A 17,597-nucleotide genomic window follows, 5' to 3' on the forward strand; every position below is an offset into this window, starting at 1 on the left:
CGAAAGTTCAGCGCCCAAGACCCCCACCCTGCGCCAATCTCTCGCGCAGGCTCTTCGGCCGGATATCGGTCCAGTTTTGTTCGATGTACTCCAGGCAGGCGGCACGGTCCGCTTCACCGAATACAACCCGCCAGCCATCAGGGACGTCGGCGAAAGCCGGCCATAGGCTGTGCTGCTCCTCGTCGTTGACCAAGACGAAAAAGCTTCCCTTGTCATCATCGAATGGATTGATGCTCACGCTTTCTCCAGGTTGCTTCGGTGGACATCGCAAACATACGGCTGAATTTATAGCGGCGTAGCGGGTTTCACAAAGTTCTAATCGTCGCAACTTTGACACATCGCTGCTTACTACCGCAACTAATTAGCCACAATATCTGTATGAATGTATTTATCCAGGTCAAGTATGGTTAGATAGATCTCTAGTTGTTGCGATGAACGCGCATATGAGTATACCAAGTCTGAGCACGCCACGTGAGGCGAGCGCACGGCCGTCAGCGAGAGCAATCAAGTGACCATCGGTTGTGCCATCGCCCAGCAAAGTATGATACTAGAACTGGAGACGCACGTTACCTAATATCGGCGCTTGCTGTGCATCTTGATCAAGTAACTTGAAGAAGTAGCCCGCAGCTCGATATTTGGGTGTTTTTCGAGTTCAGATAACAGGTCGGGCCATTCCGTTGCATTGCGCGCTGCACCGACAGCGTTACATCCGAGTGCGTATCGAATGAACTCACCGCGACCTGAATTCTGATTCAGCCGAGAACGGATGCGGTAGCGGCGGCCCTAGCAACAGAAAGTGACGGAGTATCGGGTACCCGGAAGTAAATGTGGTGACAAACCACTACGAATTAAGTTCTCGTTTGTAAGAAATACCGAAGATATCTATGGCCGTTTGGCCACCTCAGCGGCTCCTGTCGGTGCCGCAACAAATTCCACGAAAAACATTGTTATGCGCGCATCGCGGAAAATGCCCTGCGCCGCGGGGATCATCCATACCCGCGCCCATTGCATCGAGTACAGCATGCTCACAGCACTCCTCGTCGCACATCGTCAAAAGTGTGCGGAAGCAGCCCGTGGGACCGCTTTGACCAACGGTGAGAGGCCCGAGAAGGCGATGTTTTCAGGCGTACCGTCGAGGCTCAGCTCGCGGCTCGCCCGCTACGAAAAGTAGTTCAGTCGTCGAGGTGCTCGGGACGGGCCTGCGTTCCCTCGATGGGAGACGATCCGGCCGGCATCAGCATGACAAACACCGGTAGCCGCACTACGGCCCCATTGAGGATCGGCAGCCGGATCGCGACGGAAACGACCTCCAGCTCCAGACGCTTCCCCCGCCGAGTCTCCATCTCTAAGCGCCCGGGTAACTGCCTGGGCGTCGCGAGCCAGTCCAGACCGCGCTCTATCGACTCGACGACGTTCATGATTTGACTATACCCACTCGACGATGAAATTCCTTGGCGGAAGACGAATCTGCCGCGCTGCCTACGCCTTGGTGAAGCTGTACATCCGATACTCCACCGCTCCTCCGCTCCGTAGGTCCTCGTAAGCACGCTGGGCCGGCGCAAACCTACGAACCATCCCGCGCAGGAGCCTCGGCGTGGCGCGATCGATCACATACCGCCAGCGCTCCAGGTTCTTCTCCATCCCGCGCCGGACCTCGACATTGATCCCACGCTCGGACACCATCCGTAGCGGCGCATTCGCGAGCGCCACCTTCCACCCAGCGACATCCTGAGCACTGCGCGCGTCTGCGTAAAGAAAATGCCCACCCGGACGCAGCACACGCGCCACCTCGGTGAGAAACACCGGAAATTGGGGATACAGGTGGGACGACTCGATATTGATCACCGCATCGAAGGACTGATCGGTGAATGGCAGGTTCTGGGCGTCTCCGTGCGTGAACTCCAGGCCCGGGAGGTTGTGCCGCTTACGACAGAACTCGATGCCGTCCGGATTGAGATCCAGCCCCGTGTAGGACGTCGGATGCAATGTGCGTACGAGGTACGAAGCTCCGCCGCCGTGGCCACAACCGACCTCCAGCACCCGTCGGCCATCAAGCTCCGTCTGGGTAGCGGTGCTGTGGTAAAGCTGAATGGAATACCGATCTGGCTCATCGGAAGCCGACAACGGGACATCCATCGCCGGATCCTCTTCGTAGCCGTAATTGAGGAACACGACGTTCTCTGTTTCGAGTTTACGGGTGGCATGCCGGTAGATGAACTTCTGCACCGCCTGAGTGAACTGAGCGTTCAGCTTGAAGATGACCCAATCTCGCGACTTCCGAACCGGATGACTGCGCACCATAGGCGAATTATGGCAGAGTTCTAAGTTTCAGGCTGGCTTATCGAACTCCGAACTGCCTTGCGACAGTTGGAGAACCAGAGATAATGACTCAGTTATTCGGTCCACCAACGCGACAACGACTGAAGGGCCAGGAACGGAATGAAGTTTGCGCTGGCGTGCTACGGCACTCGCGGCGACGTCGAGCCCTCTGTCAGCGTCGGATGCGAGCTGACCCGAAGGGGACACGAGGTCAGCGTGGCAGTCCCCCCGGAACTTGTCACCTTCGCAGAGTCGGCTGGACTGGCTGCGGTTGCTTATGGCCCTCGACTGCAGGATTTCCTACAGGACGAGTTCCTCCGAAATTTCTGGACTCAGTTGGTACGCAACCCTGTCGGTACGTTGCGTGAGCTGTGGGCGCCTATTGCCCGCTACTGGAGTGATACCAGCGCAACCCTCGTCTCGGTCGCAGACGGCGCCGATCTGTTGTCGACGGGACTCAACTTCGAACAATCGGCCGCCAACGTGGCCGAGTATTTCGACATCCCCCTGATGATGCTGCACCACTTCCCGATGCGCCCCAACGGTCAACTGCTTCCGATGCTTCCGGCACCGCTCGTACGATCGGGCGGAATGCTCTCCGAATGGCTGCTGTGGCGCGCCACGAAGGACGCCGAGGATGCGCAGCGACGCGAGCTCGGCTTACCCAAGGCCACCGGACCCTCACCACGTCGAATCGCCCGCAGCGCAGCCATCGAAATACAAGCCTATGACGCGGTCTCGGTCCCCGGGCTGGCCGATGAGTGGGCGAAATGGAATGGCAAGCGGCCTTTCGTCGGAGCACTCACGATGGGGTTGTCAACCGCGGCCGACCATGAGGTTGCATCCTGGATCGCCGCGGGGAAACCGCCGATCTGCTTCGCCACCGGCAGCATTCCGCTCGAATCACCGGCCGACACCATCGCGATGATCGGCTCTGCATGTGCCGAACTGGGTGAGCGGGCGCTGGTCTGCGCCGGCGGCACCGATTTCGGTGACATCGCCCAACCCGACCATGTCAAGGTCGTGGGCGTCGTCAACTACTCCGCGGTGTTCGCCGCCAGCCGAGCCGTTGTCCATCACGGCGGCTCAGGCACCACGGCCGCGAGCCTGCGGGCCGGCATCCCCACCCTGATTCTGTGGAGCACGGCCGATCAGCCGTACTGGGGAAACCAGCTCGGCAGGTTGAAAGTCGGTGCTGCTCGCCGGTTCTCGGCGACCAATCGGAAGACACTGGTGGCCGATCTACGCCGTATCCTGGCGCCCGAGTATGCCGTGGCCGCCCGCGAGCTGGCGACTCAGATGACGAGCTCAGAGGACAGTGTCTCCAAAGCCGCCGATCTCTTCGAGGGCGCCGCCCGCGGCAAAGCCGAGTAAGAAATGGCCCCTACTGCGGTGGTTTGATAATCAGACCCTGGCCGGTGGGCAAGGCCACGATGTATACGCCCAACTCGCGCGCCACCTCATCCATGGCGATACGCTGCTCGTCGCGACCACGGTTCGCGTAGTCGTCCAAGAGTACAAATGCGCCCGGCGAAAGTCGCGGCCAGAAGTATCGCAGTGTCGCGACTTCGGGTGGTGCGCAGTTCATGTCGATATGCAGGAATGCCACCGCATCGGCCTGGACTTCCTCAAGCGTTTCGGGCACCGCTCCGGCGATGACGCGCTGGTTCTTCCACTGCGCAAAGTTCGCCTTGACGCTGTCCACAGAGCTCACGTACATGCCGTTTCGTACGAGTTCCTCGCTCTTCTCAAGCGCACCCGAGTCGCGTTCACCCGCGCTGACGAAGCGCGGGTCGAGTCCGGCGAACGTGTCGAGGAGATAAAAGGTCTTTCCCAGTCGATCCCAATCGAGATACTCCATGATGGCGCTGCTCAAAAAGCCATAGCTGACGCCACATTCGACGAAGTCACCCTTCACCTTGCTCGCACTGGCAGCCGCCCACAGCCCAACATGAACGCGCCAATGCCACTGATACCAGTCGGTGCCACCGAGCGCGCGGACACCGCGCTGATACGCACGCTGGAACGCCGGGTCATCGAGGAATGCGTGATTGTTGAAACAAATCAGCGCATCGTTCGAATAGACGTTGGGCAGGAGCGTGCGCGCAAGCCAATATTCCTTGCGAACCGCCCACAGCCAAATACGGGTACGGAGCGTTAGCTCATCTGCCACAGCGGAAACGATAGCATCCGCCGTCAGGTTGCAGATGAGAAAAGCGCGTGGCGAATCGATTCAATCACGTCGAATAGCTATGGCTCACAAGCTGATCGATGCCATATCCGGCCCTCACACCGCATCGCGTTCCACTGGAGCCGATGACGCGGCGCCTACCTCTGCGGGACGTTTTCGGGTCAGCCGAGACTTCAGCGAGATCGCTTGCTTTTCCACCACGAACCAACTGAAGGCCGATAAAGGCACGGTGGCCGCCGTGGTAATAACGAAGAACAGCACCAGATTCAGACTGCCCAGCCCCATGACGACCAGCAGCTGTTGCATGGGAAAGGCGTAGATGTACGTGCCGTAGGACAGGTCGTTGCGCAGATTCAGTCGTGGATTGTGGATGAGCGAGCCGGAAACTATGACGGCATACGCCAACGGCAGAGCAGCGATATCTCGATAGTTCTCCAACAGTCCGGAAGCCAGCACGATCACGACGCTCACCGCAACGAGCGACCAACGCGCAGGGATGACATCTTTGTACTGGTTCAGCAGGGCTCCTGCCGCGAACATGACAGCGAACCGTGCCACCATCTGCGCGATGGACGTCGCGGCGAAGACCGGATACGAGAGATACGCCGTCGCGCAAAGGAATAGCACGAAGGCCGCGGGAACAACCCATCGCCGCTTCAGGAGTCCGGCGACACCCAGCACTGCCACCGCGATGTAACAGATCGTCTCGAAGACAAGTGTCCAGATTGATCCGTTCCACACGCCCGGCCACGGGACACCGCGCGGCGTACCGTCGACGCTGGCGTAGTACACGTTCAGCAGACCATTGTTGATGACGTACTCAACAGGCTTGAGCGACGAAAACAACTGCGCGACAGAGCCACCCTGGATGAGAACACTGATGGGGGCGATGACGAACGCGATGATCAGTAGACACACCCACAGCCCGGGGAAGATGCGAAGACCACGGGCAATGGCGAAGTCACGGAGCTTGGGTTTGCGCAACCAACTCGCGGTGATGAGAAAGCCCGACACCGCGAAGAAGCCGTCGACGCCGGCTTGCTCGATGAGTTGCTCGAATGGCCGATAGGTGATCGTTCGACCGGTGAGCCGCCACGAGTGACAGAAGATGACGCTGACCGCCAGGATCAATCGCCATGCGTTGAGTGCATTGTTTCTCGGGTCGAATACCTGGCCGAGCGTCGAGTTCCTCGCCCGCCTCGGTCCGTCCGGCTCGCTCACGCGGAACACCTCGAGCGTGCGAACTGCTCCATGGCATCGGCGGCGGCCTCCGCGCTCTCACCCGGTTTGGTCATTCCGTTGGCGAGCTCGCGAGCCCGGTCGATGTAGTCCGGCGCAAGAATCTGGCGCAGGTCGGCGATCAGGGATTCTCGCGTGGTGGTCGAAAAACGCCGTGTGGTACCCACTTTCAGCTTCTTTATCTGGCCACCCCAGAGCGTCTGATTGGCATCCATCGACAAGATCAACGTCGGGACCCCGGCGCGCAGGCTTGCCGCCGTTGTACCTGAACCCCCGTGATGCACGACCGCCCGGCAGGCCGGAAAGACCGTCGCATAGTTGACTGCCCCCACGACCTTCACATGGTCGGGAAGCTGCGCATCGCTGAAGTCGGTCCATCCCGCGCCTATCAAGGCCCGCTCTCCCAGCTCCGCGCACGCCGATCCGATCATCTCCAGTGCGGCAGTGGGGGATTCGACCGGCATACTGCCAAATCCGAAGAAGATTGGCGGCGTCCCGGCGGCGATCCATGAGGCGACGTCACCGTCGGCCTCGGCGGTCAGCGCCATGGTCAGCGAGCCGACAAACGGCCGCAAACCATCCCAATGCTTCCACTCCTCGGCCAGGCCGGGAAAACAGACCTCGTCATAGCCCTGGATCTCCAGGGAGCCGCGCGCGGCGATCCGCTGAGGAGACGGCCGTGAGGCCTTCGGCAGGCGGAGCTCACGCCGCTGCGTGTCCTCCACCTTCTTATTCAGACGCCAGGCCAACCAGTCGAACGCCGTCATCGCCGTACGCCCCAACCGGGACGGCAGGATGGTGACGAGCTGACCATTGGGCCGCATCGGAATGTGATGAAGCGTGACCAATGGAATGTCATGATATTCAGCGACATTCGCAGCAGGTTCCTGATAACTCTGCCCCGCGAACAACACATCGGCGTCCTGGGCCGCGGACATCAGCGTGGTATTCATCTGCGCCCAGCATTCGTCGCTGAGCTCCCACATCTGACGCCACATCGTCCGAATCTCCCCCACCTTCCAGAAGGTGTGGAAGAAGAACGTCCAGAAGTTGCGATACACGTCCAGCCAGGTCTTCGTATCCAACCCGTAGGAAACAGTCTCCAGACCTGCCGACTCCGTGAAGCCGATCAGGTCGGGCGGCACAGCCATGACCACATCGTGTCCCCTGCGCTGTAACTCACGAGCCACGACAACAGAGGGCTCGATATCACCCCGGGTTCCGTAGCTCGCCAGCACAAACTTCATCGCCTCTAACGCCTTTCGGGTATCGCGGTTCAGCGGAGTCGGGCCGCCCTCATTCCTTACGCCAGAACACGCCGGTTCCGTCAATTTCCTTGATCTCGGCGGTTATCCCGTGCTTCGTGCGGTAATCGGTGACGGCCTGCTTGCACGAGTCGAGCGCGTGGTAGTCGTCGATGATGCAAAAGCCGCCGGGAGACACACGTTCGTAAAGCCCGTCGAGCGCCTGGATTGTGGATTCATAGAGGTCACCATCGAGCCGCAATACAGCGATTTGTTGAATCGGGGCGTCATGCAGCGTGTCTTTGAACCAGCCCGGAACAAATCGAACCTGATCGTCCAACAATCCATAGCGCTGGAAATTGGCCCTGACATTCTTTTCGGTCACCGCCAGGATGGGCGCCGCAAGGTGCAGCCTGTCGCCCTTGTCTGCCTTGTAATGCGCGGTATCCGGGGGAGGTACGCCTTCGAACGAATCGCAGAGCCACACGTTCCGTGTGGTGTCCCCATATGCGGCCAGAACCCCGCGCATCAGGATGGAAGCACCACCGCGCCACACACCGCATTCGACCAGGTCGCCAGGCACGTCATCGGCAAGCACCGTCTCGACGCACTGCTGCAGACTGGTGAGTCGCTGCATACCGATCATCGTCAACGCATCCGCCGGCCAATCCAGGCCCAAGTCACGCTTGTGCGCGTCGAACGGACGCTTGCGCACAAGCACGTAGTCGCCAAATTTGAAAAAGGGGCGGTGCAGCCAGTTCCAACCCACTGGCACAAGTTCATCAACTCCGTATCTGGTGAGGTCCTGTCGAAGCAGGCCCAGATAAGCGGATCGAGTGTCGTAATCGGTCACGGTCAAGAACTGCCCCTATCTCGAAATGCTGGTGTCCCGTCCCAGCGCTAACAATAGCCGTCCGCGCGACTCCGTCGACACGTTTCGGACCGGGCCACTCCCCTTGTAGGGGCTGCATTTTCAGCAGAATCTGTCAAGAATTCTTATGAACGAATGTCGCCAAATATCTGCGGCGCGCTGGCGATCGGAGATCCTGCCACCCTTTGATTTACATTCAGCCTCATCGGAACACGGCACGGGGTAGCCGCTTCGACTCTTCTGCTCGGTGAATCACGACCACGGAGTCGAACACCTCGATCCGGTCGATGATGGTGGCCGCAAACGGCACCTCGACTGTCTCAAGCCGCTTGGGATGGTCTTCCATGATCTGGTAGACCGAGCTCATCTCCATATAATGAGCGTGCATCGCGTCCATCAGCCATTTCGTGAAATCGATGAACGATTGGCGCTGGTCACGATAGATCGTCCAGTAGTTGGCACAGACGTCCTCGACGATGTAGACCCCGCCGGGCCGCAGGCGTGGAAACAGATACCTGAACGACCCGATCATCTGCTTCGGGGTGTGGCCACCATCATCGAGGACGGCGTCGAACGGGCCGAACTCCTCGACCACCGTCCCAAGGAAGTGCGGATCGGTCTGATCGCCGATCCGCACGTGAATATCACGCCCGGGGTCGTCGTGCTGCGCGGACTTGGGACTGATGTCCAGACCCACAATGGTGGCCTGAGGCAGGTGTTCCCGCCACATCTGTAGAGATCCGCCCCTGTCCACCCCGATCTCGAGCATTCGCTCGGTCCCGGTGAGAGCGCGCTGGTAGATCGGCAGGTAATGACGCAGCTTGTGGACGTTGTCGGTGTTCTCGAAGATCCTCCCGATGGGAGTGTCCGCCGGTGCCGAGTCGTCGGCCCGCATCGAGACCGTCCTGGCCAGATCCGGACCCAGCGCACCAAGCATTCGACGACGAGACCCGTACGGATAACGCCGCGCAACGAACGGGGGTTTGCGCTGCAGTGCCAGACGAAAAAGCGGCATGATCACGAGATCCTTTGCTGTCCTTTGATGTTCGAAAAACATCGCCCATTCTCAGAACCCCGAAATGCCATGCGAATCAGCCTACCGACATATCCATGGCGCCACCTGCGCGCTAACTGTCCTCGCGCGGCGATAGTGCCCGTTCTCGCGGCGCGAAGCTATCCGAACCCGTAGGCCCCGCGCGCGTCGCAGCCTGATCGGCATGCTTGCGTTTAAGGCGCGACTTGAGCGCGAGAGCACGCTTCTCGACCAGGAACCAACTGAATGCGGCAGGCACCAGCGTCGCACCCGCCGAAACAATAAAGAAAACAAACGGATTCAGGCTGGCAAGCCCTGCGACGGCTAAGAACTGCTGCGTCGGCGAGGCATATATATATAGACACCGTATGACAGGTCCGTCTGGATATTCATGCGCTTGTTCTTGATCAGCACACCCGAAACGACGACGGCGTAGGCAAGCGGAAGAGCACCGACGACGCGGTAGTCGGGCAGCATGCCCGATGCCAGCACAATCACCACGCTCACCGACACAAGCGACCACCGGGCCGGAATCACATCTCGCCACTGATACAGCAGTGCACCGGCGGAAAACATGATGGCACTGCGCACCGCGAGCTGCGGAATTGTCCACAGCCCGGGGAAGGTCAGCGGCGGCAGCAGAATTGCCGCAATCGTTGCCAGTATCAGTATCACCGGTGCGGTCCAGCGACGGCTCGCGAGCCCGAGTAGCCCCAGCCCCGCTACGGCGATGTAGCACATCACTTCGAATACGAGCGACCACAAAGACGCGTTCCAGATTCCCGGATACGGGATATCGCGTGGCGTCCCACCCACATCGAACTGGAGCTGAATCAGTGCGCTGTTCTTCACCATGTATTCGATCGGAGCACTGGAGAACAGCAGCCTCGCGGCCGATCCGCCCTGGATCGCAACACTGAGCGGAGCGATGACAAACGCCGTTACCGCCAGCACCACGTAGTACCCGGGCAGGATGCGCAGGGCTCGCGCGATGAAGTAGTCGCGCGAGCTGGGATTACGGAGCCAACTAGCGGTGATCAGAAACCCCGAAAGAGCAAAGAATCCGTCAACTCCCACCGAAAACAGCAGTTGAAGTATCGCCTTGGATTCCACCACGTGGCCCGTGAGCGGAAACGAGTGAAAAAGGATCACCTCTGTCGCCAGGGCGAGCCGACATGCGTTCAGCGCGTTGTTTCGCGGATCGAATACAGAACCGAGCTTCATGCGCCTCCACCACCACTCTTCGCCGGAAGCGTCATCGTATCGTCATCTCAGTTCGAGATCAGGCTTTCCGGTGTTTCCACATGTAGTTGGAAAACATTGTCACAACTGATGATTCATATTCACGACAGGGTTTATCGCCACCAGACAGCAGTGCGGCGGCGATGTGCTCAAAAGCGATTCGGGCAGTCCTTGTCGATCCATTCCAGAAGTGCGTGCAGGCCATCCTCCAGCGCCCACTTCGGGCTCCACGCGAGCTGCTCGATTGCCGGCTCGACGTCACAGCTCGCGGCGCGCACATCGCCATCCCGAAACTTCCCGACAACGGTGGGTTCGGGCGCCGCACAGATGTCGGCGACCTTACGGGCCAACTCGTGAATGGTTGTTGCAGTGCCAGAACCGATGTCAAGAGTGCGTCGCTCGACCGCGGGTGTGTGCACCGCGGCGAAGAGCGCATCGACAACATCGTCGATAAAGACGAAATCGCGAACTATCCGTCCATCCTCGTAGACCTCCAACGACTGCTTCTCGCGTGCCAGACGCGCGAAGAGCGTGACGATTCCGGTGTACGAGTTTGTGAGTGACTGGCCGGGCCCATATACATTCTGCAGGCGCAGAACGCTGAGGTTGGTGTCATGGGCGGCAGCCCATGAAGCCAACAGATGCTCCTGGGCAAGTTTTGTGCCCGCATAGATGTTGGTGGGTCGGGGCTCGGTCCTACTGGCGCAGCTGGCGAGCGGCTCCGAAGACTCACCGTTGGGCCCCTTCGGATCCCACTGTCCGGCAAGTAGTTGGGCATGGCTGCGCGGGCGCGGGTAGAAGACTTCTGTACCGGACTGCCAGGCGCCTTCGCCGTACACCGCGCGCGATGATGCGAGTACCAGCTGGTCGGGCACAAACGCCGCACGGCTCAGGGCGTCCAGGAGTTGGGTGGTACCCACCACATTGACCGAACCGTGGCGCGTCGCTTCCGAAAGCGACTGCGCGGTACCCGTCTCCGCAGCCAAATGGACAACCTGGGAGGGTTCGAACAACCGCAGCACGGCATCCCAGTCAGGGGCATGGGTCACGTCGCCCGTGAACAGCCGCACCGATGGTGGGAGATCGATGTCCCGGCCCCTGGCATGCACTTGAGGATGCAAGACGTCCATCACCGCGACGTCGTATCCCGCCTGCACGAGGCGGTTGGATAGCGCGGATCCAATGAATCCCGCTCCACCAGAGATGAGCACAGATGTCGACAAAGCCGATTCCTCCCGTTCTTTACGGAGCAGCCAGGTAACCGGCACGCACCGGTAATGCGTTCCGGGTCAATGATATCGATGGTCCAGATGACATCGCGCGGGGTTCTTCCCACATGGACTGCCGCACGATGACAACTGACCTAAACACGAGCAGCCCGCTCCTCCAACAGGTCGGCTGCCTTGCCCACACTCTCGTACGGCTTGGACATATGGGGCGCGATCTCCCGGGCCCGAACCGCATAATCCGGGCTGAGGATCTCCCGCAGGTCCGAGACCAGCGTCTCTCGGGTCGTCGTCGAAAAGCGCCGAGAGGCACCCACTTTCATGCGCTTGAGCTGATTTCCCCAGAATGGCTGATCACCAACGGTCCACAGGATCAAGGTAGGCACTCCGGCGCGCAGGCTCGCGGCCGTGGTGCCCGAACCACCGTGGTGAACAATCGCCCGACTCACCGGAAAGACCGCCGCATAGTTCACCACTCCAACCACCTTGACGTGCTCGGGTGGCCGTACGTCGCTGAAGTCGGTGGCGCCGGCGCACACCAACGCACGCTCCCCCACTTCCGCGCACGCTGAACCGATCATCTCGACGGTCTCCGCCGGAGATTCCACCGGAATGCTTCCCGAAGCGAAACAGATAGGCGGCGGACCGGCGGCGATCCAGGACACCACCTCGTCGTCGGCCTCGGTGGTCAACTCCATGGTCAGTGCTCCCACGAAGGGCCTTCGCTCGCCGTACTTCGCCCATTCATCTCCAGCCCACGGAAGCAAATACGGTCGTAGGCCTGGATTTCCAGCGAGTCACGCTGCCCGATCCGCCGCGGCGAAGGGCTTGTCGCCTTCGGTAAACCGAGCTCGCGCCGTTGCGCATCCTCCGCCCTCTTGGTCACACGCCAGGTCAACCAGTCGTAGGCGGTCATCGCTGTGCGGGTCACCGGCGGCGGCAAGGCCGGAAAGAGCTGGCCGTTGGGGCGCCACGGCATGGTGTGCAAGGCAACCAATGGGATTCCGTAGAACTCGGCCACATTGGCGGCCGGCTCCTCGTAGCCCACACTCGTCGACAGAAGATCCGCCCCCTCGGCCACCGACACAAGGGCCTTACTCATCTCCGACCACTGTTCGGTTACCAGTTTCAGTGCCTGCTGACACAACGCGACCAGATCCTGAACCCTCCAAAAATGACGGGTCCACGACATCCACAAGTCGCGGTACTCATCGAGCTGAGGCCCCACCTGGACGCCATAAGGAACTGCCGAGAGCCCCACAGACTCGGCGAAACCGATCAAGTCCGGGGGCACCGCCATACGCACTTCATGACCTCTGCGCTGCAGTTCTCGTCCGACAGCAACGGCAGGTTCGATATCGCCGCGCGTGCCATAACTTGCCATGGCAAATTTCATGACGGTATCGACCTCCCCGATATGTTAGGTACTCGCAGAATGGCCGTCGGTGTTGCCGGTCATTATTACCGATCTTGTGCGTCTCGGATAGCCTCACAACAACGGGCATACATCCGTCTCCAAATTCCAGAACATCAATACAGCTACAGCAGAAAGAATTCCGCTTCGCGGGTTGCCACACGTAAATCACTATCGCGCAGGAATGCGGCAATGCAATACCGGCTAGCCCGGGTTCGGCTGCTCGCACGATATCCATATGCGACCGCGGGCGCGCCGGATCTGCCTTGACATACTTTGTTGCCACGCACCGTTCACCAAAGCGACCTGCATGTCCGCTGCCCGCGTTTGATTCCGTCGGCATTGCGCCTACATACGCGATAGGGTGGCCTACGGGTTGCGCCGCGACAACGTACAAAATGTCCCCGCCGCAACCGAACTCGCATTGTCGTCGAGTAGGAGCACACATGCGCGGCATCATTCTCGCGGGCGGTTCGGGCACGCGTCTGCATCCGATAACGACGGGTGTCAGCAAGCAGCTGCTACCGGTGTACGACAAACCACTGGTCTACTATCCGCTCTCCACGCTGATCATGGCCGGAGTTCGCGACATTCTGGTGATCACCACCCCCTCGGATGCCTCGGCATTTGAGCGACTCCTTGGAGACGGCTCGGCATTCGGCATCAACCTGACCTACGCGGTCCAGCCCAAGCCCGAGGGGCTTGCGCAGGCGTTCGTGATCGGCGCCTCGCATATCGGCACCGACACAGCGATGCTCGCCCTGGGCGACAACGTCTTCTACGGACCCGGGTTGGGCACAAGTTTGCGCCGGTTCGAGAACATCAGCGGTGGAGCGATTTTCGCGTACTGGGTAGCCAACCCGTCGGCATACGGCGTGGTGGAGTTCGACGCCGCGGGCGTCCCCTTGTCCCTGGAAGAAAAGCCGGCGACACCGAAATCCCACTACGCAGTGCCCGGTCTGTACTTCTATGACAACGACGTCATCGAGATCGCCCGCTCGCTGAAGAAGTCGGCTCGGGGCGAGTACGAGATCACCGAGGTCAACCAGACCTATCTGGATCAGGGACGTCTTTCTGTCGAGGTGTTACCGCGTGGAACCGCGTGGCTGGATACGGGCACCTTCGATTCACTGCTGGACGCGAGCGACTACGTGCGCACCATCGAACGCCGACAGGGTCTGAAGATAGGCGTACCGGAAGAAATTGCGTGGCGCGCCGGTTTCATTAATGACGACCAGCTCGCTGCGCGTGCTCAGGAGCTACTCAAGTCTGGATACGGAAGTTACCTACTTGAGCTCTTGCAGCGGAAATAGCCCGATCTTCTGGTCGTCGGTAACGCAATGGACGGTGAGACGTATAAATAGTCATGGGTCTGAGAGCACCCTGGGCCTTGAGTTTCTTTGGATACGTAAAGTTGATGTGGTCGGTACGAGGAGGCAATTGAGAACATGAACAAAAAGTCATTGACGAAGATTGCGGTGGTGGGCGGTGCCACGCTGGCGTTGAGCGCCGGCGCAGGGATCGCGTCTGCCGACCCCGTTACAGACGAGATGGTGAACAGCACCTGTACGTACGATCAGGCGAACGCGGCGCTGCACGCGGAGAACCCAATGGCCGCAGAGTACTTCGACGCGTCGCCACCCAACCAGCAGTTCATGCGGGAGTTCCTCGGTGCGCCGAAAGACAAGCGGATCACCATGATCAACCAGGTAAGGGGCAATCAGGGGATCGAGTACGTTATCCCCGTCTTCCAGCAGATGGTGCGCAGCTGCCACAAGTACTGAGTCTTCATACGCAAGGGCCGGGCCGAGGTGAACTCGCACCCGGCCTTTTGCGTATGCGCCGCATCAAGCACCGAAGCAGTTGAACGACACCGTGATTAGTCGTTGAATTTCGGTAGTTCCGTGGTCGGCTCGTCATCGTCGAGGCGGCCCGGGGCGGGCGTCGCCGGGCGTGCGCCCACCGGCGCAAGCAGAGCACTCGGCGGACGCGGTCGCACTCGCTGCGGCCACCAGAACCACCGGCCCAGGAGGGCCGCGATCGACGGCGTCATGAACGAGCGGACGATCAACGTGTCGAACAACAGGCCCAGCCCGATCGTGGTACCGATCTGACCGATGATCTGCAGATCACTGACCACCATCGAGGCCATGGTTGCCGCGAACACCAATCCGGCTGAGGTGACGACCTTTCCGGTGCCGCCCATCGCGCGGATGATGCCCGTGTTCAGCCCCGCACCCAGCTCCTCTTTCATGCGTGAGACCAGCAGCAGGTTGTAGTCGGATCCGACCGCCAAAAGGATGATCACGGACATCGCCAGCACCATCCAGTGCAGATTGATGCCAAGGATGTACTGCCACAGCAGTACGGACATGCCAAAGGAGGCACCCAGGGAGAGGGCCACCGTACCGACGATCACCAAGGCCGCGATCAAGCTTCGGGTGGTGATGAGCATGATGATGAAAACCAGGCAGATCGCCGCGATGCCCGCGATCAGCAGGTCGTACGTGGAGCCGTCTTTCCAGTCCTTTGCCGTAGACGCGGCGCCGGCCAGATAGATCTTGCCTCCCACCAGTGGTGTTCCCTTGAGTGCCTCTTCCGCCGCGTTCCGAATCTGCTCGATCCGCGTGATGCCCTCCGGCGACATCGGATCACCGTTGTGGGAGATGATGAACCGCACCGTCTTTCCATCCGGCGACAGGAAAGAACTCATCGCACGCTGGAAGTCCGGGTTCTTGAACACCTCTGGAGGCAGGAAGAACGAGTCGTCGTTCTTGGAGGCATCGAACGCCTGCCCCATGGCCATCACGTCGTTGGTGGATTCGTCCATCGAAGCGAACTGCCCGGACATGGTGGCGTACATGGTGAGCACCGAGGTGCGCATGCTCTGCATGACCGAGATCATCTGAGGGAACTGGACAAGCAGCTGCGGCATGATGGCGTCCAGCTGATCCATGTCCCTGACCAGAACCATCAGCCCGTCATCGAGCGCGTCGACCGCGTCCATCGCATCGAAGATCGATCGAAGCGAAAAGCAGATTGGGATGTCGAAACAGTGCTTCTCCCAATAGAAATAGTTGCGTATCGGTCGAAGGAAGTCATCGAACAGCGCGATACTGCCCCGCAAGTCGTCGGTGAGCTGCTGCACCTCATGGGTGTGGCCCGTCATGCGGTGCGTGGTCTCGGACATCTGCTTCATCACGAGGTATGTGTGCTGCATCGTCGCGATCATCTTCGACATGTCGTCGGCCTGCTTTTGCATGTCGGCGATGCGCTTCTTCTGGAAGCGGGTCGCCTGCACCTGACCGGCGCTTTGCAAGCTGAGTAAGAAGGGCACCGATGTATTGGCGATCGGAGTTCCCTCGGGCCGGGTGATCCCCTGTACCCGTGAGACTCCACGCACCTTGAAAATGGCCTTCGCCACCTTGTTCAACACCAGGAAGTCGGCCGGGTTCCGAAGATCCCGGTCGGTTTCGATCAACAACACATCGGGAGTCAGTCGCGACTCGGAGAAGTGACGTTGCGCGGCAGCGAATCCCTGATTGGCCGGGATATCGCCGGAGATGTACAGCCGGTCGTTGTAGCTCGTCTTGTACCCCGGCAGCGTGGACAGTCCGACCAGTGCCACCGCCAGCGAGGCGACCAGGATCGGTGCGGGCCAACGGACAATGGCCGTGCCCAGCCCGCGCCACCGCTGAACCCGCAGCTTGCGCTTGGGTTCAAGCAGTCCGAAGCGGCTGGCCACCGCGATTCCCGCGGGAACCAGAGTGACCGCAACCGCGACGGCCGTCAGCATTCCGATGGCACATGGGATTCCCATGGTCTGGAAATACGGCAGCCGCGTGAAATGTAGACACAGGATGGCTCCGGCGATGGTCAGTCCAGAGGCCAGGACCACGGGGGCCACACTGCGATATGTGGTGTAGTAGGCCGTTTCCCGGTCCTCACCGGCCTGGCGTGCCTCTTGATAACGACCGAAGAAGAAGATCCCGTAATCGGTGCCCGCGGCGATGCTCAAGAAGACCAGCATGTTGACGGCGAACGTCGACAACACAAAAACATCGTGGTAGCCGAGGAACGCCACAATGCCTCGGGCTGCGGCTAATTCGACACCCACCATGATCAGCAGCAGGATCACGGTGACGACAGAGCGATAGAGGATCAACAGCAGCGTGAAGATGATGACCACGGTGACCGCGGTGATCTTCAGAATCGATTTGTTGCCGGCATGCTGCATGTCCGAGGCGAGCGGCGCCGCACCGGCAACGTAGACCTTCACGTAGGTGGGTGCCGAAGGCAGTGTCCTATTGACGATTTCGCGGATCGCGGCTACCGATTCATCGCCCATGGCGGTGCCCTGATTGCCGACAAGATTCAGCTGGACGTATGCGGCCTTTTCGTCGGGACTCTGCACACTCGAGGATGTCAGCCGATCGCCCCACAGATCCTGCACGTGCTCTACGTGTTTGGGATCGTTACGCAGCTCGCGGATCAGTCCGGCGTAGTACGTATGCGCGTCCTCGCCGAGTGGATCCTTCCCCTCGAGCACGATCATCGCGGAACTGTCCGAGTTCGACTCGTTGAAGTCCTTGCCCATGCGCATGATGGCCTTGACGGCCGGCGCATCCTGCGGCATGAGCGATACCGACCGCTCTTCCGCGACGTTCTCCAATGCCGGAATCGCCTTGGCCCAGTCCCAATTGACCGATGCCAGCGTGGTATACAGAATCAGCGCCAGCCAGCCCAGGATGATCAGGGGCGACAGGTTTCGTATGGTTCGCGCGATGAACGGGCGCGACTTCTCGGTACTCATGCGCC

The 17,597-nt window shown here is 60.1% G+C and carries 14 protein-coding genes and 2 pseudogenes; 3 read left to right on the plus strand and 13 right to left on the minus strand.

Going from position 1 to position 17,597, the window contains the following annotated elements; translation table 11 throughout:
* Positions 1-7: 7 nt before the first annotated feature.
* The 4 genes from MSTE_RS21105 to mtf2 form a co-directional block, all read right to left on the minus strand.
* Positions 8-238, minus strand: a complete 231-nt coding sequence (locus MSTE_RS21105) for an MbtH family protein (RefSeq protein WP_005062145.1) — start codon at positions 236-238, stop codon at positions 8-10.
* A 644-nt stretch (positions 239-882) separates the two neighbouring features.
* Positions 883-1,029 (minus strand): hypothetical protein, encoded by a 147-nt coding sequence (locus MSTE_RS25025; protein WP_157997728.1) that lies wholly within the window; start codon positions 1,027-1,029, stop codon positions 883-885.
* 143 nt (positions 1,030-1,172) lie between these two features.
* A complete protein-coding gene (locus MSTE_RS21115) occupies positions 1,173-1,418 on the minus strand; it encodes a hypothetical protein (protein WP_030096380.1) in 246 nt (81 codons plus the stop codon).
* Between the two features lie 61 nt (positions 1,419-1,479).
* Positions 1,480-2,259, minus strand: coding sequence for a fatty-acid O-methyltransferase Mtf2 (gene mtf2, locus MSTE_RS21120; RefSeq protein ID WP_162291705.1), 780 nt, complete (start codon positions 2,257-2,259; stop codon positions 1,480-1,482).
* Positions 2,260-2,439: 180 nt separating this feature from the next.
* Between mtf2 and MSTE_RS21125 the strand changes: the two genes are divergently transcribed.
* Entirely contained in the window at positions 2,440-3,693 is a 1,254-nt protein-coding gene (locus tag MSTE_RS21125; RefSeq protein ID WP_096504150.1) for a glycosyltransferase, read from the plus strand.
* Between the two features lie 10 nt (positions 3,694-3,703).
* Here MSTE_RS21125 and MSTE_RS21130 read toward each other — a convergent pair whose 3' ends face one another.
* From MSTE_RS21130 to MSTE_RS21165, 8 genes and pseudogenes are all read right to left on the minus strand, one after another.
* Positions 3,704-4,492 (minus strand): TylF/MycF/NovP-related O-methyltransferase, encoded by a 789-nt coding sequence (locus MSTE_RS21130; protein WP_096504152.1) that lies wholly within the window; start codon positions 4,490-4,492, stop codon positions 3,704-3,706.
* Between the two features lie 114 nt (positions 4,493-4,606).
* Entirely contained in the window at positions 4,607-5,731 is a 1,125-nt protein-coding gene (locus MSTE_RS21135) for an acyltransferase family protein (protein ID WP_096506201.1), read from the minus strand.
* A complete protein-coding gene (locus tag MSTE_RS21140) occupies positions 5,728-6,996 on the minus strand; it encodes a glycosyltransferase (RefSeq protein WP_096504154.1) in 1,269 nt (422 codons plus the stop codon). The genes MSTE_RS21135 and MSTE_RS21140 overlap by 4 nt, the downstream gene beginning before the upstream one ends.
* Positions 6,997-7,045: 49 nt before the next feature.
* Entirely contained in the window at positions 7,046-7,846 is an 801-nt protein-coding gene (locus MSTE_RS21145) for a TylF/MycF/NovP-related O-methyltransferase (protein ID WP_162291486.1), read from the minus strand.
* 220 nt (positions 7,847-8,066) lie between these two features.
* The gene (locus tag MSTE_RS21150) at positions 8,067-8,801 is read right to left on the minus strand and encodes a class I SAM-dependent methyltransferase (protein ID WP_162291706.1); all 735 of its coding nucleotides are present in this window, start codon (positions 8,799-8,801) and stop codon (positions 8,067-8,069) included.
* Between the two features lie 190 nt (positions 8,802-8,991).
* Positions 8,992-10,121 (minus strand): annotated as a pseudogene (locus tag MSTE_RS21155) (acyltransferase family protein).
* Positions 10,122-10,288: 167 nt separating this feature from the next.
* Positions 10,289-11,350, minus strand: coding sequence for an NAD-dependent epimerase/dehydratase family protein (locus tag MSTE_RS21160; protein ID WP_096504157.1), 1,062 nt, complete (start codon positions 11,348-11,350; stop codon positions 10,289-10,291).
* Positions 11,351-11,502: 152 nt separating this feature from the next.
* Positions 11,503-12,761: pseudogene (locus tag MSTE_RS21165) on the minus strand (glycosyltransferase).
* A gap of 464 nt (positions 12,762-13,225) precedes the next feature.
* Here MSTE_RS21165 and rfbA point away from each other — a divergent pair.
* Both rfbA and MSTE_RS21175 read left to right on the plus strand, forming a co-directional pair.
* Positions 13,226-14,092 carry a glucose-1-phosphate thymidylyltransferase RfbA gene (rfbA, locus tag MSTE_RS21170; RefSeq protein WP_096504159.1) on the plus strand — a complete coding sequence of 289 codons (867 nt, stop codon included), beginning with the start codon at positions 13,226-13,228 and terminating at the stop codon, positions 14,090-14,092.
* A gap of 135 nt (positions 14,093-14,227) precedes the next feature.
* Positions 14,228-14,563, plus strand: a complete 336-nt coding sequence (locus MSTE_RS21175; protein WP_096504161.1) for a hemophore-related protein — start codon at positions 14,228-14,230, stop codon at positions 14,561-14,563.
* Positions 14,564-14,658: 95 nt separating this feature from the next.
* On the opposite strand, the gene MSTE_RS21180 is transcribed toward MSTE_RS21175, so the two are convergent.
* Positions 14,659-17,592, minus strand: coding sequence for an MMPL/RND family transporter (locus MSTE_RS21180; protein WP_096504163.1), 2,934 nt, complete (start codon positions 17,590-17,592; stop codon positions 14,659-14,661).
* Positions 17,593-17,597: the final 5 nt, after the last annotated feature.

This window comes from [Mycobacterium] stephanolepidis, assembly GCF_002356335.1.
Lineage (GTDB): Bacteria > Actinomycetota > Actinomycetes > Mycobacteriales > Mycobacteriaceae > Mycobacterium > Mycobacterium stephanolepidis.

Excerpts from the sequence above, each read along its gene's own strand:
- MSTE_RS21115 (WP_030096380.1), bottom strand. The coding sequence starts at position 1,418 with ATGAACGTCGTCGAGTCGATAGAGCGCGGTCTGGACTGGCTCGCGACG.
- MSTE_RS21125 (WP_096504150.1), top strand. The coding sequence starts at position 2,440 with ATGAAGTTTGCGCTGGCGTGCTACGGCACTCGCGGCGACGTCGAGCCC.
- MSTE_RS21140 (WP_096504154.1), bottom strand. The coding sequence starts at position 6,996 with ATGAAGTTTGTGCTGGCGAGCTACGGAACCCGGGGTGATATCGAGCCC.
- MSTE_RS21150 (WP_162291706.1), bottom strand. The coding sequence starts at position 8,801 with ATGCTTGGTGCGCTGGGTCCGGATCTGGCCAGGACGGTCTCGATGCGG.
- rfbA (WP_096504159.1), top strand. The coding sequence starts at position 13,226 with ATGCGCGGCATCATTCTCGCGGGCGGTTCGGGCACGCGTCTGCATCCG.
- MSTE_RS21175 (WP_096504161.1), top strand. The coding sequence starts at position 14,228 with ATGAACAAAAAGTCATTGACGAAGATTGCGGTGGTGGGCGGTGCCACG.
- MSTE_RS21180 (WP_096504163.1), bottom strand. The coding sequence starts at position 17,592 with ATGAGTACCGAGAAGTCGCGCCCGTTCATCGCGCGAACCATACGAAAC.